Raw genomic sequence first — 23897 nt, forward strand, 5'->3', positions numbered from 1 at the left:
TCCTCTCGTTTGGATTCAGTTCGTGATGCGGATGCTGTCGCGGTGCTTGAAGTCGGCCGTGTCGGAGACGACGACGCGGTCGCCCGCGTGCGCGCCGGCCACGACTTCGACGACCTTGCCGTCGCCGGCGCCCAGGTCGAGGGTCGTCCTGCGCGCCACGCCGTCGCGCACGACGAACGCGGGCTGCGGGCCGCGGCCGTTGAACGCGGGGCCGCCGTCGACCACGAGCACGTTCGTGCGGCGCTCGGTGACGACGGCGACGTCGACGCGCATCTTGTTACGCAGGTGCGGATTGCGCGGTTGGGCGAGGTCGACGAGCAGCTTGATGGTGCCGTTCTGGATTTCGGGCAGGATCGTGTGGACGGTGCCGGCCATGACCTCGCCGTTCTGCTCCACCCGCACGGCCTGTCCCGGCGCGAGCTGGCGCGCGTGGAAGTCGGACAACGTCGCCTCGACGCGGTAGTTGTTCAATTCGGAGACGCGCGCGACGAGCTGGCCCGCCGCCACGCTCGCGCCTTCTTCCTCCAACAGCCAGGTGAGCATGCCGCCGAACGGGGCGCGCACGCGGGTGCGGTCCAGCAGCTGCTCCTGTTGCGCGATCTGCTTTTGCAGGATCGCCTTCTGCAGGTCGGCCGCCGCGATATTGGTGGCCGTCGTGCGGTGCGTGGCCTCGAGCAGCGCGCGCTGCTGGCGCAGCTGGATCTCCGTGCGCTTCACGTTCAGCTGCGCGGTCAGCAGGTTCTCGCCCGATACGAGGCCGCTTGAGCGCAGCTTCTCGTTGCGTTCCAGCGTGGCGCGCGCGGCCTGCAAATCGATCTCCAGCAGTTCGAGGCTGCTCGTGATCTGCGTGCGCTTCTGTTCCAGTTCCTGCTTCAAGGTCGCGATGCGGTTGTCCTGCTGCGCGAGCTGTTCCTTCAGCGCTTCCAGCGCGAGGCGGATGTCGCGGTCGTCCAGTTCGAGCAGCAGGTCGCCCGCGCGGACCTGCTGCCCGGGCTTGGCGAGGACCTTCGCGACGCGGCTCGCGCCGGGACTGGCCACCACTTCCTCGTGCACGGGGATGACGACGCCGGCCGCGCCCACCGTGTTGTCCACGTTCCCGCGCCGGACTTCCGCGACGACCACGTCGGCCGCGGACACGCTCGGACGCAGCGCGCGGTTCAGGCCCCACGCGGCGGCGCACAGGGCCCCGAGCACGAGGAGCGTGGAGGCGAGCCGCATGCGGGTGCGGCGGCGGAGGATGTCGAGCGGGATGGCCTGGTCCATGATCAAAGCGGGCATTGTGATGCTGCCTGTACTGCAAGCCCCGTGCCAGCAGGGTTTCCCTCTGGGGGCGGACTGCCGCATTGCCCGCTGGCGGGCAGCGGTGTCCGGAAACGGACACTCGCCGTCGGGTTGCATAAACCCGCGCCACCTTCCATAATCGCCGACTCACCTGTCATTGTCCGCCCATGAACGATACCCTGGTCCTGCTGGGCTTTTCCACCACGCCGCTCGAACTGCTCGGCTTCGTGCTGTCCGTCGCGACGGTCGTCCTGACCATCCTGCGCAATCACTGGGGCTGGTTCTTCGCCATCGTGTCGTCCGCCACGTACGGGGTCGTGTTCTTCGACGCCCGCCTGTACGGCGACGCCGGCCTGCAGGGCGTGTTCATCGCCGCCTCGATCTGGGGCTGGTGGCAGTGGCTGCGCGGCGCCGGGGGCAGGCCGCTGCCCGTGACGCGCCTGTCGCACACGGGCCGGCTCGCGTCGCTGCTCGGCTGGGCCGTCGGGTTCTTCGCGCTGTCGGCATTCCTGAAGGCGTGCACGGACACCGACGTGCCCCACATGGACGGCTTCCTCACCGCGGGCAGCCTGCTGGGCCAACTGCTCACGGCGCAGAAGAAGATCGAGAACTGGCACACGTGGATCGTCGTCGACATCCTGTACGTGGGCCTGTACATCTACAAGGGCCTGCACCTGACGGCGATCCTGTACGCCGTGTTCGTCGTGCTGGCCGTGCTGGGCCTGCGTGCCTGGACGAACGCCGCGCACGACGCGGACCTGTCGGTCGCCGAGGGCGCGCGATGACCGTGGCACCGGTGGACCGTGTGGCGCTGCTGGGCGCCGAATCGACGGGCAAGTCGACATTGGCGCAGGCGCTGGCGGCGCGCTACGGCACGTTGTGGGTGCCGGAATACCTGCGCGAATTCGTCGAGGTGAACGCGCGCGTGCCGCGCGAGGACGACCAGCCCGCCATCGCGCGCACGCAGCGTGCCCGCGAGGCGCTGCTCGCGCGCGACCCGCGCGTGCGGGACTTCCTGTTCGTCGACACGACGCCGCTGATGACGGCCGTGTACAGCCGCATCTACTGGGGCCGCGTGCCGCCGGACCTGCTCGCCCTGGAAGCGGAACACGACTACGCGTTCACGCTCGTCGCGGCGCCCGATCTGCCATGGGTGCCGGATGGGTTGCAGCGCGAGTCGGAGGAGGTGAGGCAGCGCGTGCATGCGCAGCTCGTGGACGTGCTGGATGCGCGGGGAATTCCGTTTGCGCTGCTGACGGGGGAGCTGGACGCGCGGGTGCGGCAGGTGGAAGCATTGATAGGACCACCCGACGCCCGTCGTTCCCGCGACAGCGGGAACCCATGCCGAGCTACCGAATCCGGTCCGTCGGATACAACGCGATCTGTTTAAACGGGCAGACTCCGGAGAGTCGGCATGGGCCCCCGCTTTCGCGGGGGCGACGAGGTCAGAAGTCGAACTGCGCCGACGCCCGGAACGTCCTCGGCGCGCCCGGCAACAGATAGCCGCCCAGCGCCGGCGTCACATCGCGCCAGTAGAACTTGTCGAACAGGTTCTCCGCCCGAGCACGCAAGGTGACGTTCGTCGTGCCCCATTTCAGGCCGTACGACGCGCCCACGCCGAACACGTGGTAGTCCGGCACGAACACGGTGTTCTCGACGTCGAACGCCTTCTTGCCCGAGTACTGCCACGTGCCGTCCAGCTTCAGGCCCGGGATCGCGGCGACGGCGTACTGCACCCATGCCGTCGACTTGAACGCGGGGACGTCCGTCACGCGCTTGCCGTCGATGCTCGCCTGGCCCGTGCCTTCCTGGCGGGTGTTCAGCGCCATCAGCGACACGCTCCAGTCCAGCGCCGGCGTCGCCCGGCCCTGGGCGGTCAGCTCGATGCCGCGGTGCGTCTCGCGCCCGTTGCGGACGAACGTGTTGTTCGCGTTCGTGTATTCCAGGCCCTGGCGGATCTGGAACAGCGCGGCCGACAGGTTCAGGCCATTGTCCAGCGCGGCCTTGGCGCCGATCTCGACCTGGTGCGAACGCTGCGGCGCCAGCACCGAATTCTCATTCGTCGTCTGCATCGGCGCGATGCCGCCGTGCTGCAGGCCGTGGCTGACGGCGGCGTACACGTTCCAGTCGCGCGCGGGGCTGAAGACGAGGCCCACGTTCGGCAGCAGGAACGAGTCGTCGGCGTGTACGTAGCCGGTGGCGTCGTCGACGAATTCGCTGCGCTTGATCTGGACGTGGCGCAGGCCCGCGTGCAGGGTCAGCTGGTTCGTCAGGCTCACGATGTCCTGCGCGAACACGGCGCGTTCCTCGTCGCTGCGGCGCTCGAACACGGGGCCCGTCACGCGGTCGGCCGGCACGTGCGGCGTCACGAGCGGGTGCCAGATGTTGCTGTAGCCGACGTAGTCGTAGACGTAGTCGCCGAAGCTGTCGTGGCGCTCCGAATACGACGCGCCCAGCGTGAGCGCGTGGCGCAGCGCGCCGGTCGCGAATTTACCCTGCACCTGCGCCTGCACGCCCCACGGCGACTTGCGCTCGCCCGTGCTCTGGTAGTCGTAGACGTCGTAGTCGCCGTTGCCGCAGTAGCCCGGATAATAGCCCGCGCCCTCGTTGCTGCAGCCGTAGGGGAACGCGGTGAAGTCGTCGCGCTTGAACCAGTGCTTGTTGCCGGACACGGTGGCGGTCCAGTCCTGCGCCAGCTTGTATTCGAAGCGCAGGCCCACGTTGCTGTCCTTGGTCGTGACGGGGCGCGTCCACGGCTGGTCGTTCAGCAGCATCTTGGCCGACACGCCGGTCGGCAGCGTCGTACCCTGGATCAGCTGGAAGCCGGGCGCCGTGATCTGGGCCTTGCGCTGGTAGTCCATGTCCAGCTGCAGCAGCGCATCCGGCGTGATCTGCCAGTCGAAGGCGGCCGACACGAACTGGCGGTCGCCGTTCGCGCCGCGCACGTAAGGATGCAGGTCGGCGGCGGCCGCGTTGATGCGGTAGCCGAAACGGCGGTCCTCGAAGCGGCCGCCGAGATCGACGGTGCCGTACAGGGTGCCGCGCTCGGACACTTCAACCGTCGCGGAACGCAGCGGCGCATTCGTCGGGCGCTTGGTCACGTAGTTGACGATGCCGCCCGGCGTGGCGATGCCGGCCGTGAGGCCCGCGAGGCCCTTCAGGATTTCGAAGCGTTCCTTGTTCTCCAGCGGAATCTGCGTGTCGCCCGGGATCGCGAAGCCGTCCTTGCGATAGCTGTAGTTGTTGTCGAGGGCGAAGCCCCGGATGGAGAATTGCTCGGCATAGCCGACGGCGTTGTAGGCGTCGGCGACGGATGCGTCGAAGCGCACCGCCTCGGTCGTCGAGCGGATCGACAGGTCCTGCATCTGCGTGCGGCCCATGGAGACGATGGAGGCCGGGGTGTCGAACAGCGACGCTTCGCCGAAGCCGCCGACGCTGGCGCGGTCGACGGCGATGAAGCGGTTGCCCGTCACGACGACTTCGGCGACGGGGTGGGTGGTGTCCTGTGCATGTGCGTTCGCGATGAAGGCTTGCGCGATGGCGTACGCGACTGCGGTGTACTTCAAATGACGGTTCATGGTTTGCTCGTTTTCGCGCGCCGGCGATGGGCGCGCTGCTTTTTCTTAAAAGCCGGAGCCAACGGGGGGAAGGGCAAACAAGGATGGGAACTGCGTTGCGCTTTCCTTCGCTGGCATTATCCAGATCAGGTACGAAGGGTATCTCTCACCCGGGAAGCGAACTCCCAGGACCCCTAGCGAAGGCGCGAGTGTAGCACAACGCGCCTTGTCGTGATGCTTCAGCCAATAGACATGTTGTAAAGCGGATGGTTCCGCGCTCAGGCGGCCCCTTCCAGCGCCGCGCGCGCCACGTCCAGCGTGACCTCGCCGGTCTCGCCCATGCGCGTCATGCCATGCGCTTCCAGTGCGGCAATCACGGCCGGGATCGCATCGCGGCCCAGGCCATAGTCGGACAGCTTTGTCCCTACGCCCATGGCGCGGAAGAAGTCTTCCGTGCGGCCGATGGCCGCCTCGATGCGCGCATCCTCGTCGCCCGTGCGGAGGTCCCACACGCGGGCCGCGTATTGCAGCAGTTTCTCCCGCTTGGCCGCGCGGCGCACGCGCAGCATCGACGGCAGCACGATCGCCAGCGTCTGCGCGTGGTCGAGGCCGTACAGCGCGGTCAGCTCGTGGCCGATCGTGTGCGTGGACCAGTCCTGTGGCACGCCGGTGCCGATCAGGCCGTTCAAGGCCAGCGTGGCCGTCCACATCAGGTTGGCGCGTACATCGTAGTTCTCCGGCGCGGCCAGCGCCCGCGGACCGTCCTCGACGAGCGTCAGCAGCAAACCTTCCGCAAAGCGGTCCTGTACCTTGGCCTGGGCCGGGACCGTCATGTACTGCTCCATCACGTGGACGAACGCGTCGACGACGCCGTTGCCCACCTGGCGCGCGGGCAGCGTGTAGGTGCGGGTCGGGTCGAGCACGGCAAACTGCGGGTACACGGTGCGCGAGACGAACGCGAATTTTTCCTGCGTGCGCTTGCGCGTGATGACGGCGGCCGCGTTCATCTCGGACCCGGTCGCCGGCAGGGTCAGCACGACGCCGATGGGCAGCGCCGCGCGCACGTTCTTCGCGTGCTGTTCGAGGATGGTCCACGGATCGGCGTCGAGCAGGGCGCCCGCCGCGACGAACTTGGTGCCGTCGATGACGGAGCCGCCGCCCACGGCCAGCAGGAAGTCCACGCGTTCGCGGCGGACGAGCGCGATCGCTTCGGATAACGTTTCGACCGTGGGATTCGGCTCGATGCCGCCGAACTCGAACACGGTGCGGCCGGCCAGCGCGGCCATCACGGCGTCGAACGTGCCGTTGGCGCGGATACTGCCGCCGCCGTACAGCACGAGGACGCGTGCCTCGGACGGCACCAGCTTGCCGATGCGCTCGATCTGGCCGTCGCCGAACAGGATGCGGGTGGGATTATGAAAGTCGAAGTTGTGCAAGGTGATCCTCTGGTTTTGCTCAGAGGATCATTATCGCGCAGGTGTCCTGCCGGCGTGGGCCAGGCCGGCAGGCATTCAGGCCGGTTCGGGCACCGCGGCCGGATGCGCCACGTGCACGCGCGCATGCAGCAGATGGCGCTGGACGACGGCGCGGGACGCGTCACCGATCAGCCGCCAGTGTTCGCGCCGCAGCGCCGCGCGCTTGCGGTGCTTGGACGGCATCTCGGACAACGGCTTCACGTAGAACGGCAGCGGGATCAGGTAGCCGTCGCGGCCCGGCATGTCCTCGCCGCCGAGGATCTTCCAGAAGCCGTCATACGCGTTGGCGAAATGTTTTTCCGGATCGGGATCATAGGCGATGTGCGCTTCGCTGCGGATCGCGACGACCTTGTCCATGCCGAGCGCCAGCGCGATGCCCTGCATGGCCGCGAAGCAGAAGAAGCTGGGCGAGTTGTTCGGGAAGACCCGTTCGAACGCTTCGAACGCGGCGCCGGAATCGATCCAGCGGCCCTGGTTGCGCGCGATGAACGGGACGACGGGCATGTTGACGCCCACCATGTCGCCTTCGAGCCAGCTGAAGGACAGGCGGTGCAGGCATTTGCCGTCCGCGATGAGGGCGAGGGTGAGGTCGCCTTCGGCATTGCTGCGCGACGCCATCTCGAGCTGGATCATGAACGTGCTGCCCTCGGCCTCCTGCTGCCACAGGGGCAGGCAGCGCTGGCCGTAGACGGCGTCCAGGTAGCTGTCGTTGAACGTCGTTTCTTCGAACCGGTAGTGGCTCAGCACGGCCTGCACGCGCTGGCGCGGGCTCAAGTCCTTGATGAGGTAGTCGCGGTGGCTGAGGTGGTGGAACAGGTCGTCGCCGGCGTCTTTCGCGACGTGGTTGCGGTAGACACCCAACTGGCACAGCGCGCGGTGGTCGCGGTAATAGGCCAGCACGCGCAGGCTGCGCGCGATGCACAGCACCCACGACGACAGGCTGTACTGGCGGCGACGGGCCATCCAGTGTTTGGTCAGGTGAGCGAAAATCATAATGCGCTCCGGGCAAAATCGTTATCGGTGGTTGCGTCTTGTTGGTTTGCTTAACGGAAATAAATCGTTCAGCAGATCAAGATCGGAGCCTCCGATGCCCCATCCCGTTATCAATTCTTGTTTTCATGTCTCTCTTTTTATTAATCTTTTGTCAGGCAAGCGCCAGACGCAAGACTAGCACGATTGCCGCGCCGAACATCAAAATCCTGCTCGATAATTGAGTCAGACCGAACAAGTTGAGGAGCATGGCATGGTGTATGAACTTTTTTATTGGCCGAGCATCCAGGGCCGCGGCGAATTCGTGCGCCTGGCGCTGGAAGAGGCAGGGGTGCAATACCTGGACGTGGCGCGCGAGCCGGGCGGCATGGCGCGCATGATCGCGGCGATGGACGGCGCCGACCATCCGTCGTTCGCGCCGCCGTTCCTGAAGGCGGGCGACGTGACGGTGGGCCAGACCGCCAACATCCTGATGTTCCTGGGCGAGCGCCACGGACTGGCGCCGCAGGATGCGCAAGGTAAATATTGGGTGAACCAGATCCAGCTGACCATCGCGGACCTGGTCGCCGAGACGCACGACACGCACCATCCGATCGCGACGTCGCTGTATTTCGAAGACCAGCGCCCGGAAGCCAAGCGCCGGTCGGCCGATTTCATCGACACGCGCATCCCGAAATTCTTCGACTGGTTCGAGAACATCCTGGCCCGGCCCGAACCGAAGGACTACCTGCTGGGCGACGCGGTCACGTACGCGGACCTGTCGCTGTTCCAGCTCGTCGCGGGCCTGCGCTACGCCTTCCCGAAGGCGCTGGGCCGTATCGACGCGGGCTATCCGCTGCTGACGGCGCTGCACGACCGGGTGGCCGCGCGGCCGCGCATCGCGGCCTACCTGAAGTCCGGGCGGCGGATTCCCTTCAATGAGGAAGGGATCTTCCGCCACTACAAGGAGTTGGACAGGTAGTCTAGTCCCACGCCGGCGCGAAGTCCGGGCTGACGAGGCGTTCGTCCCGGTCCAGCGCGTCGATGTCGGCGATGTCCTGCCGCGACAGGATCAGGTCGCGCGCCTGCAGGTTGCTCTCCAGGTTCGCGCGCTTCGTCGACGACGGGATCACGGCATATCCCTTCGCCATCGCCCAGGCCAGCGCCACCTGGGCCGGCGTCGCGCCGTGCACCTGCGCGATGCGGGCGATGGTGGCGTCGTCCATCACCTTGCCGTAGGCGAGCGGCATGTAGGCGGTGAGGTGGATGCCGGCATCGACCATGAACGCGTCCACTGCGCGGTTCTGCAGGAACGGGTGCAGCTCGACCTGGTTCGTCGCGATGTTGTCCGCGCCCACGGCCGCGATGGCGTCGCGCAGCAGCGCAATCGGGAAGTTCGACACGCCGATGGCGCGCGTCAGGCCCGCCTCGCGCGCGGCCAGCAGCGCTTCCATCGATTCCGCGACGGACACCGCGGCGCCCGGCGACGGCCAGTGGATCAAGGTGAGGTCGACGTAATCCGTGCGCAGTTTCACGAGGCTTTCTTCGAGGCTGGCGCGCAGGCGGTTCGCGGCCAGGTGCTCGGTCCAGATCTTGGTGGTGACGAAGACGTCGCCGCGCGCCACGCCCGATCCTGCCAGCGCCTGGCCGACTTCGGCCTCGTTGCCGTAGATCTGCGCCGTGTCGATGTGGCGGTAACCCAGTTCCAGGCCGGTGGCGACGGCATCGATGGCCTGCTGTTCCTTCAGGCGGAACGTGCCGAGGCCCAGTTGCGGGATAGTGGTATGCATGGTTTCTCCTTTCAATTCAATGCATGGCGACGGCGCGTTCGCCGTGGACTGCGTGCTGCGGCGCCGGATCGCGCCGGTCAAGCCAGCCGGCCAGCGTGGTGAGGGCGAGCGCGCCGATGACGATCAGGGCGCCGATCCACGGCGTGTGCATCAGGCCGAGGTGCGCGACGATCAGGCCGCCGCCCCACGCGCCGATGGCGATGCCGACGTTGAACGCGGCGATGTTCAGGCCCGACGCCACATCGACCGCACCCGGCGCATCGCGCTCGGCGCGCTGCACGACGTAGACCTGCAGGCCCGGCACGTTGCCGAAGGCGACAGCGCCCCAGGCCAGCACGGTGACGAGGACGGCGATCTTGTTCGCGGCCGTGAAGTCGAGGACGAACAGCACGCCGGCCAGCAACGCGAACACGATCTGCAGGGCGCGCACGGGGCCCTTGCGGTCCGCCAGCTTGCCGCCCCAGATATTGCCGAAGGCGACCGACACGCCGTACACGAGCATCACGAGGCCCACGCTGTTCGACGAGAAGCCGGCGACCTGTTCGAGGATCGGCGCGAGATACGTGAAGGCGATGAACGAGCCGCCGTAGCCCAGCGTGGTCATCGCATACACGAGCAGCAGGCGCGGTTTCTTCAGCACGGACAACTGCGTGAGAAGGCTAGCCGGCTTGCTGCCGGCGATGCCGCGCGGGACGAGCAGGGCGATGCCGGCGAATGCGATCACGCCCAGCAGCGCGACGGCCAGGAACGTCATCTGCCAGCCGAAGTGCTGGCCGATGAACGTCCCGAGCGGGACACCGGTCACGAGGGCCACGGTCAGGCCGCTGAACATCAGCGCGATGGCGCTGGCCGCCTTTTCTTTCGGCACGAGGCTCGTCGCGATCGTCGAACCGATCGAGAAGAAGACGCCGTGGGCGAGGCCCGTCAGCACGCGGGCGGCCATCAGGGCGGCGTAGCCGGGGGCCATCCACGCGGTCAGGTTACCGGCCGTGAACAGCAGCATGAGGCCGAGCAGCAGCGTCTTGCGCGGCACCTTGCCGGTGAGGGCGGTCAGCACCGGCGCGCCGATGGCGACGCCCAGCGCGTACAGGCTCACCAGCAGGCCGGCGGACGGCACGGATACGTGCAGGCTGGAAGCGATGGTGGGGATCAGGCCGACGATCACGAATTCCGTCGTGCCGATGGCGAAGGCGCTCAGTGTAAGGGCCCATAAAGCGAGTGGCATTCTTGTTCTCCTAAAAGTACCGTCGTTCCCGCGGAGGCGGGAACCCATGCCGACCATCCGGATGCAATACTTCGGACGTATCGCGGCATGCTTGAAAACTGACTTCGGAAGCTCAGCATGGGTCCCCGTTTTCACGGGGACGACGGGTGGGTCGAGGGGGCATTCTGGCCGTCCCGTCCACAAAGAAAAACCCGTGGCCGTACAATAGACTTTTGACCTGGGAGCAAAAATGCTGGACGTGGGCGCGTTGATCGCATTCGTCGCCGTGATCGACACGGGTTCGTTTTCGAATGCCGCCGAGCGGCTGGGGCAGACGCCGTCCGGCGTGTCGCGTACCATCTCGCGTCTGGAGCAGCAGCTCGGCATGACCCTCATCCACCGCACGACGCGCCGCCTCGATCTCACCGAGGAAGGCAACTGGCTGCTGGCCCGCGCGCGCCGCATCCTCGCCGACCTGGAAGAGACGGAGTCGCAGGCCGCCCTCGCGCGCGCGCAGCCCGCGGGCCTCGTGCGCGTGAACGCCGCGACGCCGACCCTGGATCACCTGATCGCCCCGCAGCTGGCGGACTTCCTCGATGCGTACCCGCAGGTGCAGGTGGAACTCACGAGCGGCGAGACCGTCGTCGACCTGATCGAGGAGAAGGCCGACGTCGCGATCCGCATCGGCCAGTTGACCGACTCGACGCTCAATGCCCGCCGCCTGGGCCGCAGCCGCATCCGCGTGCTCGCCGCCCCCGGCTATCTCGAACGCCACGGCACGCCGCGGCAAGTGGAAGACTTGATGAAGCACCGCCTCGTCGGCTTCGTCGCGCCGGCGTCGCTGAATACGTGGCCGCTGCGCGCCGGCACGGAAGAGGGCTGGCGCATCGCGCCGCACGTGACGGCCACCAGCGGCGAGACGGTCCGCCACCTCGCGCTGCAGGGCGCGGGCATCGTCAGCCTGTCCGACTTCCTCACGCGCGCCGACGTCGCCGCGGGCCGCCTCGTGCCTGTGCTGGAAGAGGCGGCGCTGCCGTGGACCCAGCCCGTGTGGGCCGTGTTCTACAAGCAGGGCGCGCTGGCGCCGCGCGTGAAGGCGCTCGTCGACTTCCTCGCCGACCGGCTGGCCGGCGTGCTCGAACCTTGACCATCCATCCCGACAAGGAGACCGCATGACCATCACGACTTCGCACATCCTTCGCATCGCCGCATTCTCGGACGGCGACGCCGGCGGTAATCCGGCCGGCGTCTGGATCGGGGAATCCCTGCCGCCGGCCGACGAGATGCAGCGCCTGGCCCACGCCGTCGGCTATTCGGAGACGGCATTCGCCGAGCCGCAAGGAAAGGGCTGGCGCGTGCGCTACTTCTCGCCGGCGTCCGAAGTGCCGTTCTGCGGCCACGCGACGATCGCGCTCGGCGCCGCGCTGGCCCGGCGCGACGGCGACGGCGTGTATGCGCTGGCGCTGAACGATGGCGACATTACGGTCGAAGGGCGACGAGAAGGCGGTCGCGTGGCCGCCGCGCTGCAATCGCCGCCGACGTGGAGCCGCCCGGCCGCGCCGGAACTCGTCGCGGACGCATTGATGCTGTTCGGTTACCACGACGCAGACCTCGACCCGCGCATCCCGCCCGGCCTTGCCCACGCGGGCGCGAACCACCTCGTGCTGGCGCTGGCCAGCCGCGACCTGCTGGCCGCCATGCGCTACGACCTGGAGGCGGGCCGCGCGCTGATGGAGAAGCACGGCCTGACGACGATCGTGCTGGCCTGGGTGGAGTCCCCGCGGCGTTTTCATACCCGCAATCCATTCGCGATCGGCGGCGTCTACGAGGACCCGGCCACGGGCGCGGGCACGGCCGCACTGGCCGGCTACCTGCGCGACCTCGGCTGGCCGCACGGCGGCGCGATCGACGTCGTGCAGGGCGAAGACATGGGCATGCGGTCGTTATTGCGGGCCGAAATCGGTCCGGAACAGGGCGGTTCGATCCGCGTTAGCGGGACCGCAAGAATGTTGATGAAAGACTAATGAAATTGATCATGATTTATTGAAAATTGAAATAGGGGCAAAAGACACGCTTTTTCGACAATTTGTTAACCCCTGCAACGTTGATAAAGTTCAAAACATCCGTTTCTGAACATCAACACAGGAGTCAACATGGAAATGCGCCACCCCGGCGTTCTTCGCCCCGCCGTTTCAGGCCCCGCCGCCGGCGTGGGCAAGCCGACCGAACGCCTGCCCTTCACCATCCGCCGCGTGGACAACGAGGCCGACTTGTGGAAAGCCGTCCGCGTGCGTCACGCCGCGTATGCGCGCCACGTCCCGGACTTCGCGCGGCAGCTCGTCAAGCCCGAATCGTCTGACTACGGCGACGACGCAATCGTTTTCCTCGCCGAATCCAAGCTGGACGGCGCACCGCTGGGCACGGCCCGGATGCAGACGAACCTGGACGAGCCGCTGCATGTCGAAGCGTCCGTCGAGTTGCCCGACTGGCTGCGTGGCCAGCCGCTGGCCGAGATGAGCCGCCTGGGCGTGGACAACGGCCGCATCGGCCGCATGGTCAAGACCGCGCTGCTGAAGGCCGGCGTCATGTATTGCCAGCAGAACGGCATCCACTGGGCCCTGGCGACAGGCCGCGCGCCGATCGACCGCCAGTACGAACAGCTGACCTTCGTCGACGTGTTCCCGGAACTGGGCTTCATCCCGCTGCGCCACGTGGGCAATATTCCGCACCGGATCATGGCGTTCGACATCTCGACGATCGAGGAACGCTGGACGGCCGCTCAGCACCCGTTGCTGAACTTCTTCTGCCACACGCACCACCCGGACATCGATGTCCGGGGCCATGCCGGTGTGCGGCCGCCGTTACCCAATGCGGGTGGGATGGGTGTTGTAAGGCAGGCATCGGAATGGCACGAACTTGTTGCCTGATCCATTAATTGCATGACGGCATTACTGTAAAGCTGTATCCTTGCGAAACGATAACGGCCGCCCGCGCCAACGGGCCGCGATACGAGCTTTTCAGATACTCATGCAATTCACATCATCCGGTCGCTGGAAACTGCCGGGCATGGCGCAGTCCGCGCTGGACCTGACGTTCAAGGCGTTCGCCTATTATCTGATTCCGATCGTGATCGGTGTCGTTTCCATCGTCGCCCTCGTGTGCTGGGACAGCCAGTACGTGTCGGGCAGCAGCGATGCGCGCGACATCCGCGTCCTGAAGGAAACCGCTCCGCTGAGCCCGCCCGCGGCCAACGCCCGCCTGCATGCCGCCGTTCCGGTGTCGTACTTCGACACCCACCTGTCCGAAGCGCCCGTGTGGTTCCGCTTCAGCACGCGTCCGCGCGCGCCCGGCAGCATCGTCGGCGACGTCATCGAATTCCCGTCGCGCCACGCCGTCGATATTTCCTGCTGGGACGCCGCCACCCTGCAACTGCTCGGCATGGCCACGCGCGAGCAGGGCACGCCCTATCTGCATCCGTCCAAGGCCGGCTTCGCCCTGCAACTCACCGACCTGCCGCGCGAGATCCTGTGCCGCGGCACGTTCGCCGGCCCCGCGCGCGTGAACGTCGTGCAATGGCCGGAGACTCAGTTCGACCTGTCCGTCGAGGGCTACCACCGCAAGTCGGGCCTGCTCGACGGCGGCATGATCGTGCTGTCGCTGTTCGTCCTGATCACGGCGCTCATCAACCGCCAGCCGCTGTACGTACTGTTTTCCGGCTGGCTGCTGCTGAACCTGCGCATCGCCGGACTGTCGGCCGGCTGGGACATCCAGTGGCTGGGCATGACCGTGCCGCCGCAATGGATGCTGCTGGGCCGCTCGCTGACGATCGCGTTGTACGGCGTGTCCACGCTCACGCTGTACCAGGCCCTGTTCCGCGAAGAGCTCGTCAAGACGCGCTGGGCGATCCCGCTGCGCATCACGCAATGGGCGTGCATCCCGCTGCTCATCGGTGCCGTCACCATGCCGTACGGGACGTTCCTGCCGATGCTGTGGGTCATCATGGCCTTCGGCTTCACGCTGATGACGCTGGGCCTCATCACGATCATCATCCGTTCGCGCAACCGCGTGGCGGGCTGGTTCGCGGCCTCGTTTGCGCTGACCTATGTCGCCTCACTGGCCGAGGTCGTGTCGGCGGCGCTCGGCATGCACCAGGTGCTGAACGTGATCAACAGCGTAACGGCGGCGCTCGCGTCGAGCCTGCTGGCCGCGCTGGCCGTCGCCGAGCAGATGCGCATGGAAACGCAGAAGCGCCGCGAAGCGCAGGAAAAGCTGGAACATGCCTACGAAGCGATGCCCGTCGGCCTGTTCACGCTGGACATGTACGGCAACATCGTGAGCGCCAACCCGGCCATGCGCAAGATGCTGGGCATCACCGAGATCGTCCCCGGCCGCACGTCGTGGAAGCAATTCTTCGCCGACAGCCTGTGGTCGGAATTGCTGGAGCAGGTGCACTTGCGCAGCAACGCCGAGATGCAGATCGCCAGCCGCGACGGCGCCCAGCGCTTCATGGTCAGCGCCACGCTCGCGCGCGGCCGCGTGGAGGCGGTGCTGCAGGACGTCACCGAGCAATACCAGGCCACCGAGCAACTGCGCTTCATGGCCAACAACGACCCGCTGACGAAAGTCTTCAACCGGCGCGGCATCGAAAAGATGTTCGAGGGCGCGGCCCAGCTGCTGGGCGCGGGCAAGCCGCTGGCGCTGGCCTACATCGACCTCGACCGTTTTAAACTGATCAACGACCTGTTCGGCCACGCGGCCGGCGACGAAGTGCTGAAGCAGGTGTGCGAACGCATGGAACTGACCTTGGCCGGCGGCCAGAAGATCGGCCGCGTGGGCGGTGACGAATTCGTCATCGTCATGCCGGATACCGCGATCCCGCTGGCGTCGCTGATCTGCCGCGGCATCGTCGACCGCATCGGCGGCACGCCGTACCGCGTGGGCGACAAGGCGTTCCACGTGCGCGGCTCCGTCGGCCTGATCGAAGTCTCGCCGGGCATGCCGATGAAGGACGCCGTGTCCACCGCGGACCGCGCCTGCCGCGAGGCGAAGGGCGGGCACCACGAAGGCCTCGTCGTGTACGAACGCGGTTCGAACGCGTTCCAGGAGCGCGCCAACGAATTGAACCTCGTCGCGCGCCTGTCGGGTCCGGACGCCACCGACGGCATGTTCCTCGAGATGCAGCCGATCATGTCGCTCTCCGCGCCGTACGAATCGCTGAACTTCGAGGTACTGCTGCGCATGCGCGAGGCGGATGGCCGCGTGGCCCCGGCCGGCCCGTTGATCGCCGCCGCCGAGAAGAGCGGGCGTGCGGGCGTGATCGACCGCTGGGTGCTGTCGACGACGCTGTCGTGGATCGAGGACAACCTGGAATCGCTGACCAATACGCGCTTCGTGTGCATGAACCTGTCCGGCGCGTCGCTCAACGACGAGCGCTTCGTGCAGGACACGCTGGAAGTCCTGGCCCGCTACACGCACGTGGCGAGCCGCCTGTGCATGGAGATCACGGAAAGCGTGGCGCTGCACGACCTGGACAACACGCGCCGCTTCATCGACCAGGTGCGCAACTTCGGCGTGAAGGTGGCGCTGGACGATTTCGGCGCGGGCTACACGTCGTTCTCGTACCTGAAGGAGCTGCCGGCGGACGTGCTCAAGATCGACGGCAACTTCATCGTCAACATCAACGCGCACCCGGCCAACGTGGCCATCGTGGAAGCGATCGTCAGCCTGGCCGGCAACCTGGGCATGCGCACGATCGCGGAGTGGGCCGAGGACGCGGCCACGATCCGCACGCTGGCGGAGATCGGCGTCGACTACGTGCAGGGCTATGCGGTGGCGCGTTCGCAACTGCCGGAAAAACTGCTCGCCGCGAGTTCGTCGGCCAGCTTCATCCAGGGCGAGGACGTGCTGCAGCTCGTGCGCACGCTGGGTACGTCGGCCAATGAGTCCGACCTGCTCGGATTCGCGCCCTGCGACGGGCACCTGTCCTAATTCAAACCGGCCAGGCGCGGGCGCGCGTCCTGCAGCATCAGCATGCGCCGCGCTTCCTTCAGCGTGGCGATGTCGCGCGCCAGCTTCACGGGCGCCGCGAGATTCGGCCGCTTCCACGTAACGCGCGGCAGCTCGGCCGCGGGCAGCACGTGGCGCTGCGGTGGCAGCGGGCCCGAGTCGCGCGACACGGGCGTCGAGACGGAACCGGACGCGCAGGGCTGGTCCGTCAGCGTGACGTGACCATTGCTGTCCACGCATTTGACGATCTCGCCGGCCCATGCCGGCGCCGCCAGTACCGCGGCGGCGATCATGCTCAGCAGTCTAACTGGGCGTTTCATGGTGTTCTCCTGTGCTAGGTTCCCATCGTGCCCCGCGCGGCCGCCTGCCTCTGTTCGGTGCCTCACCCAGTGCGCATGTCGGCCTCCAGCGCCGTCGTGACGCGGGTTTCTTCGCGATGTGCCCGGGTGCACAGGACGACCCCCGCGACCAGCAGCGCCAGCGCGACCGCTTCGAGCGGCGTCGGCCAGCGGCCCTCCCACAGGTAGCCGTACAGCGACGCGAAGATGGTCTCGAACACGATCATCTGCCCCGTGAGCGTGAGCGGCAGCGCGCGGCTGGCCACGTTCCACAGTCCATTGCCGAGCACGGAACAGAACAGCGCCATCGCGCCGACGAGACCGGCGAAGCGCAGCCAGTCGGAGTTCGTGTGGACGAGTGTGTCGCCATAAAACGCGGGCACCGCCAGCACGATCGCTTCGAGGCCCGTGACAACGCCCGTCAACAGGCTCCAGTCCTGCGCCGACACGTGGGCCAGCCGCGCGAGCCAGCGGCTGTTGCTGACGGCATACGTCGTCCACGACACGAGCGCGCCACCGGCGCACAGCAAGCCTGTCAGGGAGCTCCAGCCGGAGGTGGCCAGCGATTGCCAGCTGATGCAGACGAGCCCGGCCATGCTGCAGGCCAGCGAGGGCAGCAGTTCGCGCAGTGTCGGAGAATGGTGCTCGCGGCTGCCGACGAGCGTCACGGCGAGCGGCAGCAGGCCGATCACGAAGGCAGTCATCGCGACGCCGCCCGTCTGCACGGCCCTGGCCAGCAGCACGTAGTACAGGATGTTGCCGATGACACTGAGCCACGCAAGGGCCCGCCACTCGCGCCAGCCGAGCGCGCCCTTCAGCCGGCGCCACGACGGCGCGACGAGCACGGCGGCGACGAGCCCGTAGGCGAGATAGCGCCCGGCGGACAGCTGCAGCGGCGGAAAATCGGCGGCCAGCCTGGGCGCCAGGAAGACGAGTCCCCAGAACGCGCCGGCGACGATGCCGGCCGCGATGCCGAGGAGGGTTTTGTTGGTGGTCACGGGATGCTCCAGATGCGGAAAGCATCCATTGTCGGGGGAGGGCGACGGGGTGTCTTGGCTGGAACTACTGGCGAATTGACCGCGTCTCCCGATGTCTGCTTTGCGCGCTAGAGCACTGCCCGATTCTGCGAAATCGACCGGTTGAATTCGAGCCAGCTATTGCCGAGCGCCGTGATCTGGTAGTCATTGCCGATACGCTGCAAAAACATATTCGATTCCAGCCAGGTCCGGATTTCCTCGCTCATCATGGGCGCATCCAGGCCGCATTGAATGCTGTTGAGCGCACGCACGCAGGCATAATGCTTCAGCGCCTGCCGGCCTTTCACAGTGATCACGGGCTTGCCGTCGTCATCCAGCTGAATCAGGCCAAACCGGCGCAATTCAACGGGACACTCGGCAATCGTCATCCTGTGCATGCCCGTGTCCGCTTCGAAGCGAAGACGGTGCAGGATCGCCATCGCCGCCGCGTCGAGCGTGACCGGTTCGTCGTCGTCGGTTGACGCTGGATGCGGGTCTGCGGACCCAGACGGCGCTTCATCGATACGACGTCGCTGCGCGCGGCGTTCCTCGGGAATGGCCAGCACGCGCTCGACCAGCGCCTCGTCGAGGCCATTGCGCAGGAGTAGATTTTTCGCGGCGGCGTTGCCGAAACTGCGCCGCATGGCGAACATGGTGCGCAGGATTTTTGCGGTGACGCCATCGGTACGTCGATCTCCCGAGCGTCGATCAGGGTGAATCACGAGAGCCATGGCCGCCAAAAGATGTGTCGATGATTAATAATAACAAAAAATCATCAAAAATGGAGGCTCAGGCTGTTTTGTCTTACTGAAACAAGCGGCCGGGTTCGGCCCTTTCCGCCATTGTCGCGCCATGCTTCCGATAAGTCAGCCCCACGAGCAAAACGGCGATAACCCAGAGTGCCCATGCGTCAAGCATGTAGGGGAACAGGGCCACTGGATTCCCTCCAGGCGCCAGGACGCCTCCAGACACCAGGGGCGCTCCGGCGCCCAGGGCCAGCACTGCGCTGGATATGAAGAAGTGCCGCAGGCAGAAGCTGATCCTGGACCAGGGAAAAAAGATCAGTCCAGCCATGCAGAACGTGAAAAGGGTGCAGGAACCGGATTTTATGGACAGCCCCCAAAGTCCCCCGATCCCTGCCAATGCCAGGCACGGCAACACGTCGCTGCCGCTATGGCCACCTGATGAAACCTGGGCGCCGGGATTGGAACTGCCGAATCCAGGCCACCATGCCCTGCACCTGCGTAGTGCGAGGGAAGAAATCATGCCGCCGATGAGTGCGACTGTGAGATGCAAGCGTATTCCCCCGCCGTGCTGGAAAAGCAGGATTTCAAATACGCCCCAACCAAGAATCGAGCAGAAAAATACGCTGAATGTCAGGTTTGCCGTTGCCGAATCAATTTTTCTGCAAACCATGATGATGGCTTTCCAAAGTCAATGGGCGACGGGTTCGACGTTGTTGAATCACAGGAACCCCTAGTCTGGTCGCCTACGAAATTTGCCTCAAGCAAACGCCTGCCCAAGGTTGATGTGGCTCAGTCGTTGCCAGCCCAATTGAGGCGCGCCGCTTGGGCGCAGGCAGTGTTGTACGTTCTCCGCATCCCAATCGAGATTGCTGGGAATCAATGCCACAGTGTTGCTCAACCTTAAAATCTACCTTGGCTCTATTTAATTGATCTGTCGCAAATATCGCCAGATGAAGGAGGAACGTGATGAAAGAAAAGATGCCCACGCTCGATCGGCGTTCCCCTTTCCTGACAGGCGGGTCATTCTCTTGTTCCGGCCGCAGCATGAATCGGGAAACCGGCGCAATCGCCATCATGACCGCCATACTACTGCCCGTAATTTTTGGCTTTTTTATGCTTGCTCTCGATTTCTCGCGGATTTACAACCGTAAAGTGGAAATGCAGACCTTGGCTGACGCCGTTGCGATCGCCGCAGCGAAAAAACTGGATGGAACAACCACTGGAATCAGCGCGGCGCTGGCTGCTGCGCAGGGCGTCGTGGAAGACCCGGCGAATGGTCCCAAGTACGACTATCTGAACAATATTACTTGGGAAAATGCCGCGATAAAATTTGGGGCTTCACCTGACAGTAACTCGGGCTGGAAATCCGATGGAGAGGCGGCAGCTTCTCCAGCCGGGCTGGTGTTCGTAAAAGTGGACACCGGGCTGCTGAGCGGACATTACGGAAAAGTCGACATGTTCTTCGCTCCCATACTGTCCTCATCTTTCAGTTCCGTCGAAACCGGCCACATTACCATTGCAGGCAAGGCGCGCCTTCAGGTTACGCCGCTGGCCATTTGCGCTATGTCTCCCACGGCGAGAGCAAGGCGCCAGAACGCGAACGGAACCCAATACGACGAACTGGCCGAGTACGGTTTTCGCCGCGGTGTCGGCTATAACCTCATGAACCTCAATCCGAACGGGCCGACAGCAATGAGTTTCCAGGTCGACCCGGTTTCATTGGCAGGCGGCGCTACAACCAATTTCAACCAATCGATTTACGAGCCGTATATCTGCACAGGAACGATGGCCGTCCCGAAAGTGACGGGTGCGACGGTTGCCGTCCAGAGCCCATTTCCAATTGGTACGTACTACAGTCACCTCAACTCCCGATTTGACCCTTATTCGGGGACCTGCGACGTCAACACCTCGCCGCCGGACAGCAATGTCAAGCAATACGCGTTTGCCGGCGTGAGCTGGATGTCCACGAAGGCTACGGTCCAGGTTGCAAAAACGGATACCTCGACTACTGCAATGCTGCAGACGGTTGCCGAGATTGGGCCGACGAATTACCCGACTGCGGTGGATTACGGAGCGCTCTGGTCTTTTGCCCGCGCGGTTCCCTGGTCGTCCGTTGCAGATCCGGCCGCACCGGAACCCGCCGGGGGTTATACGTCCTTCAATGCAACTTCACTCATCTGGAGCAAGTTGTACGGGTCCGCTTCGACGGTTGGGACCTATCCGAGCTCGACACCTTATCTCACGACCAGTGGCAGCTCATATTTTCAGACTCCACCAACAGTGGCGCGCCGGCCCGGCGCCAAGAATAGACGGGTCCTGAACATACCCCTGCTTTCGTGTCCAGTAACCGGCTCTACCGCGACGGTGCTCGGGATCGGGAAATTCTTGATGACCATACCGGCCGATTCCAGCGCCATCTACGCGGAGTTCGGCGGCATTGCGACTGACGCGCAACTGGGCGGACCAGTGGAGATCTATCAATGAGCGCACCGATTCGAAAACCGTCCTTGCGCGGAAGAGGCAGCGTTGCCGTCGAGTGCGCAATCGTACTTCCTATTCTCCTGCTCCTGATAAGCGGCCTGTTGTTCTTTGCCCGGGTTTTCTGGTGCTACACCGTCGCACAAAAGGCCGCGCATGACGGCGCCAGGTTCCTGGCGGCGACCACACTGCGGGAAATCGCGCCATCGTCGGCCGGCCCCGTGGTACCCGTTGCCGTCGTGGCACAGAAAATCGCAATGGATGAGCTCGCAGAACTGCATCCCGGCGGGGGCATCAGCGCCACGGCCCTGTGTTACGTAGGTAGCCCGACCCCGTACTGGGACCTGTGCTACGGCTACGACGTCCCGAAGAAGGTTTCGGTACGCGTCACCGTTTCCGTCTCCGACCCGTTCTTCGATCCATTTACAGAGCTATTTACCGATGGCAGTCCAATCATTCTCAGGGCGGTCATGGCAACGGACTATGTAGGGGGCTGAGGTGAGGAGACCATCCATTCGGCCCCCGATGCGGGCTGCACAGAGCGGTGTGGCAGCAGTTGAATTTGCGCTTGTCGGGCTTCTGTTTTTCACGGTCGTATTCGGCACCATCGAGATCGCCCGGGTAATGTACATGTACAACACACTTGCCGAAGTCACCCGGAGCGCAGCGCGAGCCGCCGCCAATATCGACTGGCGCGACACCGCCGAATTGGATCGTGCGAAGCAGCACGCGATTTTTCGAGATTCCCCAGGAGAACTGCCGTTCGGTGCGCCTATCACCGACCAGCACATCCGCATCGATTACCTGTACCTGAAACAGGACGGAACGACGACTTACGAACCTATCTCGGCCGGATCCATGCCCGGCAGCCCCGGCCGGAACCGTCTAAACTGCCTGACAAATCCTTACGGCAGCGCTACAGGCCCATCCAATACCTGTATTCGCATCGTTCGTGCCCGGATATGCAAACCCGATACCGATTGCGAAGCGGTCGACTACCAAATTCTGATCCCCCTCGTGAACCTGGGAGTAAAGCTGCCGATATCCACTACGCTCGTCAGCGCCGAGACGCTGGGCTATCATGCCGGCGATCCAGTTTCACCTTGAGCGAAATTGAATCGCCTGCGCCAGCTACGCTTCAACAGGCTTTCGAAACGTCGGTTTGCGGCCCGCAGCTTTCATTTCTTGCGATGAAACCGCCGCGCCCCGATGGGCTTTCCGGCCGCATACTCGATCAATTCGATATGCTGGGTATCGTAGATCAACGGATAATTGATCCGAACCGCCGAGCCACCGCTGCCGCAGGTACCGTCATCCAGTTGGAGCAGATAGGTCGGTATGCTGCCCTTGGCCCCCGCGACGAACTTCGTGCCGCGCGCGTTCACGTACACCGTTCCCGGCTTTTCCTGTCGTACCGCGAATTGGCGCACGCACCTGGGCACCGACTTGTCCCGCCCATGCCAGGCGATGGTGTCGCCCTTCACGGTAAGCGTCGTGTAGGGCGATCCCGCCTGGTCGTCCGCGAGCCAGCGTCCGGCAAACGGCACGGGATCCGCCAGCACGGACGCACTGCAGCCAAGGCCGGCCACGACCGCAACGAGCCGTGCGCAAGACATCACACGCTCAGCCATGCCGATTCGCCCGTCGATACGCCCCAGGCGTCATCCCCGTCGCATCCCGGAGCGCCCGCGTCAGCGCGCTCTGGTCCGAAAAGCCGGCCGCCAGCGCGATGTCGGCGATGGAACGCGACGTGTCTGCCAGCCACGCCTGTGCGCGTGTCAGGCGGACGCCGCGCAGCCACGCGTGCGGGGGCGTGTCCAGTTCCGTGCGGAACAGGGCGTGCAGGCGGCTGACGGACAGGCCCGCGTGGCGCGCCATCGAATCCGTCGTCCAGGCGAGACCGGGCTCCGCTTCGACGCTGGCCATGAGCGCGGCGAGGCGCGAGGCGGGGCGGGGCGCGTCCAGCGCGATGGTGTCGAGCAGCAGCGGGACCCAGCCCCGCAGCAGTCCGCGATCGAAGGCCTGCGTACGCATCACGCCCATGAATTCGACCAGCTTGCGCGCGCCCGGGCCGAGGCTCATGAACGGGCGGTCGAGCATGCGGTCCCAGGCCGGGTGCGCCATGGCGGCCGGTTCGACGTCGAGGATCAGCGACTGGTTGGTCCCGATGCCGCACTGGGCGTGCCAGGTGTTCGGCGCGACGCAGGCGGCGCGCAGCGGGTCGAGCCGTCCGCGGCGGCCTTCGATGTCGAGCAGCACGGCGCCGCTCACGGGCAGGACCAGCTGGGCGAACACGTGGCGGTCGGTGACGATGTCGGCGCCATAGGTGCGCAGGTGGAGGTCGGTATCCATGGCGGGCAGTCTAGCAGTGATTGTGCGACAAGGCCTACAAGTCGACGGGAAAAAATATATGCGCCTACCCACTTGCAGGCGCGGCCGCCGTCCCAATTTGCCATCCTGATTCAGCGCCTTCGGGCGCGTGTCTCCTCTGTCTCCTCCAAGTGCAAACTTGGATTTACCGCCTCGCGCAGCAATGCGCAGGCGGTTTCTTTTTTTTGAGGTGCGCCCGGCCAGCCTGTCCGGGCGCGGTGCCGCCGCTGCGTCAGTCCCGGCGCGGATTGTTGGGATGGTCGTCGAACCGGTTCGGCACGCCGTCGCCGTCACGGTCGCCGCGGCGCCAGCCGCCGCGTTCCATCACCCAGTGGCCGTCGCGCTCGACCCAGGTCGGCGCGCGGTAGGCGTAGCCGTGGCGCTCGCGCAGCCATTTGCCGTTCGTCCAGACGTAGCGGCCGTGGCGCCATTCCCAATGGCCCGGGGCCCACACGTAACCGTGGCGCGCGGCCGGGATGCGCTCGTCGCGCGGCGGGGGCGGGGCAGTGCGGATGACGACGTCGGCGGCGGCCGGCAGCGCGACGCTGCCGAAGGAGCCTGCAACCAAAGCGGCAATGAGCAGTTTTTTCATCTTGGCCTCCTCATAAGTAGGTGTAGACCGACTGTACTGCCGCGTTGCGGGCGCGACCGTGCGGCGTTTCGCTTA

Annotated in this window: 23 protein-coding genes and 1 riboswitch; of the genes, 11 read left to right on the forward strand and 12 right to left on the reverse strand. The window is 65.5% G+C overall.

The genetic code is table 11. From position 1 onward, the window contains the following. Positions 1 to 15: 15 nt before the first annotated feature. Complete coding sequence (locus tag ASD28_RS29775; RefSeq protein ID WP_229412438.1) at positions 16 to 1278, reverse strand: efflux RND transporter periplasmic adaptor subunit; 1263 nt, start codon at positions 1276 to 1278, stop codon at positions 16 to 18. A gap of 170 nt (positions 1279 to 1448) precedes the next feature. Between ASD28_RS29775 and pnuC the strand changes: the two genes are divergently transcribed. After that, entirely contained in the window at positions 1449 to 2066 is a 618-nt protein-coding gene (gene pnuC / locus ASD28_RS29780; RefSeq protein WP_056137149.1) for a nicotinamide riboside transporter PnuC, read from the forward strand. Beyond that, positions 2063 to 2671 carry an ATP-binding protein gene (locus ASD28_RS29785; RefSeq protein ID WP_082579214.1) on the forward strand — a complete coding sequence of 203 codons (609 nt, stop codon included), beginning with the start codon at positions 2063 to 2065 and terminating at the stop codon, positions 2669 to 2671. The genes pnuC and ASD28_RS29785 overlap by 4 nt, the downstream gene beginning before the upstream one ends. Positions 2672 to 2726: 55 nt before the next feature. On the opposite strand, the gene ASD28_RS29790 is transcribed toward ASD28_RS29785, so the two are convergent. From ASD28_RS29790 to ASD28_RS29800, 3 genes are all read right to left on the reverse strand, one after another. Further along, positions 2727 to 4859 carry a TonB-dependent siderophore receptor gene (locus ASD28_RS29790; RefSeq protein ID WP_056137151.1) on the reverse strand — a complete coding sequence of 711 codons (2133 nt, stop codon included), beginning with the start codon at positions 4857 to 4859 and terminating at the stop codon, positions 2727 to 2729. 85 nt (positions 4860 to 4944) lie between these two features. Then, a riboswitch (TPP riboswitch) is annotated at positions 4945 to 5044 on the reverse strand. Positions 5045 to 5116: 72 nt separating this feature from the next. Then, positions 5117 to 6274 carry an iron-containing alcohol dehydrogenase gene (locus ASD28_RS29795; RefSeq protein ID WP_056137153.1) on the reverse strand — a complete coding sequence of 386 codons (1158 nt, stop codon included), beginning with the start codon at positions 6272 to 6274 and terminating at the stop codon, positions 5117 to 5119. Positions 6275 to 6349: 75 nt separating this feature from the next. After that, positions 6350 to 7306 carry a DUF535 family protein gene (locus tag ASD28_RS29800; RefSeq protein WP_082577667.1) on the reverse strand — a complete coding sequence of 319 codons (957 nt, stop codon included), beginning with the start codon at positions 7304 to 7306 and terminating at the stop codon, positions 6350 to 6352. A gap of 250 nt (positions 7307 to 7556) precedes the next feature. Here ASD28_RS29800 and ASD28_RS29805 point away from each other — a divergent pair, with 250 nt between their 5' ends. Beyond that, a complete protein-coding gene (locus ASD28_RS29805) occupies positions 7557 to 8264 on the forward strand; it encodes a glutathione S-transferase (protein WP_056137155.1) in 708 nt (235 codons plus the stop codon). 1 nt (position 8265) lies between these two features. Here ASD28_RS29805 and dkgB read toward each other — a convergent pair whose 3' ends face one another. Together dkgB and ASD28_RS29815 are read right to left on the reverse strand one after the other, a co-directional pair. Beyond that, positions 8266 to 9072, reverse strand: a complete 807-nt coding sequence (dkgB, locus tag ASD28_RS29810; RefSeq protein WP_056137157.1) for a 2,5-didehydrogluconate reductase DkgB — start codon at positions 9070 to 9072, stop codon at positions 8266 to 8268. Between the two features lie 16 nt (positions 9073 to 9088). Beyond that, positions 9089 to 10297, reverse strand: a complete 1209-nt coding sequence (locus tag ASD28_RS29815; RefSeq protein WP_056137159.1) for an MFS transporter — start codon at positions 10295 to 10297, stop codon at positions 9089 to 9091. Between the two features lie 229 nt (positions 10298 to 10526). On the opposite strand from ASD28_RS29815, the gene ASD28_RS29820 reads away from it, so the two are divergent. The 4 genes from ASD28_RS29820 (at position 10527) to ASD28_RS29835 (ending at position 16264) form a co-directional block, all read left to right on the forward strand. Beyond that, entirely contained in the window at positions 10527 to 11423 is an 897-nt protein-coding gene (locus ASD28_RS29820) for a LysR family transcriptional regulator (protein WP_056137161.1), read from the forward strand. A gap of 25 nt (positions 11424 to 11448) precedes the next feature. Beyond that, positions 11449 to 12300 carry a PhzF family phenazine biosynthesis protein gene (locus ASD28_RS29825; protein ID WP_056137163.1) on the forward strand — a complete coding sequence of 284 codons (852 nt, stop codon included), beginning with the start codon at positions 11449 to 11451 and terminating at the stop codon, positions 12298 to 12300. A gap of 129 nt (positions 12301 to 12429) precedes the next feature. Then, positions 12430 to 13203, forward strand: a complete 774-nt coding sequence (locus tag ASD28_RS29830; protein ID WP_056137164.1) for a hypothetical protein — start codon at positions 12430 to 12432, stop codon at positions 13201 to 13203. A 100-nt stretch (positions 13204 to 13303) separates the two neighbouring features. After that, entirely contained in the window at positions 13304 to 16264 is a 2961-nt protein-coding gene (locus ASD28_RS29835) for an EAL domain-containing protein (protein WP_229412323.1), read from the forward strand. Here ASD28_RS29835 and ASD28_RS29840 read toward each other — a convergent pair. The 3 genes from ASD28_RS29840 to ASD28_RS29850 form a co-directional block, all read right to left on the reverse strand. Next, complete coding sequence (locus tag ASD28_RS29840; RefSeq protein WP_082577668.1) at positions 16261 to 16602, reverse strand: DUF4124 domain-containing protein; 342 nt, start codon at positions 16600 to 16602, stop codon at positions 16261 to 16263. The two genes, ASD28_RS29835 and ASD28_RS29840, sit on opposite strands and share 4 nt — an antisense overlap. Positions 16603 to 16664: 62 nt before the next feature. After that, complete coding sequence (locus tag ASD28_RS29845; protein ID WP_056137170.1) at positions 16665 to 17618, reverse strand: DMT family transporter; 954 nt, start codon at positions 17616 to 17618, stop codon at positions 16665 to 16667. A 107-nt stretch (positions 17619 to 17725) separates the two neighbouring features. After that, positions 17726 to 18367: a hypothetical protein gene (locus tag ASD28_RS29850; protein WP_156404006.1), complete on the reverse strand. Its 642-nt coding sequence runs from the start codon at positions 18365 to 18367 to the stop codon at positions 17726 to 17728. A 281-nt stretch (positions 18368 to 18648) separates the two neighbouring features. Between ASD28_RS29850 and ASD28_RS32230 the strand changes: the two genes are divergently transcribed. The 4 genes from ASD28_RS32230 (at position 18649) to ASD28_RS29870 (ending at position 21967) form a co-directional block, all read left to right on the forward strand. Beyond that, complete coding sequence (locus ASD28_RS32230) at positions 18649 to 19116, forward strand: hypothetical protein (protein ID WP_156404007.1); 468 nt, start codon at positions 18649 to 18651, stop codon at positions 19114 to 19116. Positions 19117 to 19348: 232 nt separating this feature from the next. After that, positions 19349 to 20866, forward strand: a complete 1518-nt coding sequence (locus ASD28_RS29860) for a TadE/TadG family type IV pilus assembly protein (RefSeq protein WP_056137176.1) — start codon at positions 19349 to 19351, stop codon at positions 20864 to 20866. Continuing rightward, a complete protein-coding gene (locus tag ASD28_RS29865) occupies positions 20863 to 21357 on the forward strand; it encodes a TadE/TadG family type IV pilus assembly protein (RefSeq protein WP_082577669.1) in 495 nt (164 codons plus the stop codon). Before ASD28_RS29860 ends, ASD28_RS29865 begins: the two co-directional genes overlap by 4 nt. A gap of 49 nt (positions 21358 to 21406) precedes the next feature. Continuing rightward, positions 21407 to 21967, forward strand: coding sequence for a TadE family protein (locus ASD28_RS29870; protein WP_160410054.1), 561 nt, complete (start codon positions 21407 to 21409; stop codon positions 21965 to 21967). 71 nt (positions 21968 to 22038) lie between these two features. Here the strand turns inward: ASD28_RS29870 and ASD28_RS29875 are convergent, their stop codons facing one another. From ASD28_RS29875 to ASD28_RS29885, 3 genes are all read right to left on the reverse strand, one after another. Then, on the reverse strand, positions 22039 to 22422 hold the full coding sequence (locus ASD28_RS29875; RefSeq protein ID WP_156404008.1) for a hypothetical protein: 384 nt from the start codon (positions 22420 to 22422) through the stop codon (positions 22039 to 22041). Between the two features lie 61 nt (positions 22423 to 22483). Next, positions 22484 to 23212 carry an AraC family transcriptional regulator gene (locus ASD28_RS29880; protein WP_056137186.1) on the reverse strand — a complete coding sequence of 243 codons (729 nt, stop codon included), beginning with the start codon at positions 23210 to 23212 and terminating at the stop codon, positions 22484 to 22486. A 250-nt stretch (positions 23213 to 23462) separates the two neighbouring features. Then, positions 23463 to 23822, reverse strand: coding sequence for a YXWGXW repeat-containing protein (locus ASD28_RS29885; RefSeq protein ID WP_056137188.1), 360 nt, complete (start codon positions 23820 to 23822; stop codon positions 23463 to 23465). Positions 23823 to 23897 lie beyond the last annotated feature (75 nt).

It is taken from the genome of Massilia sp. Root133 (assembly GCF_001426525.1).
Classification (GTDB): domain Bacteria; phylum Pseudomonadota; class Gammaproteobacteria; order Burkholderiales; family Burkholderiaceae_D; genus Telluria; species Telluria orientalis.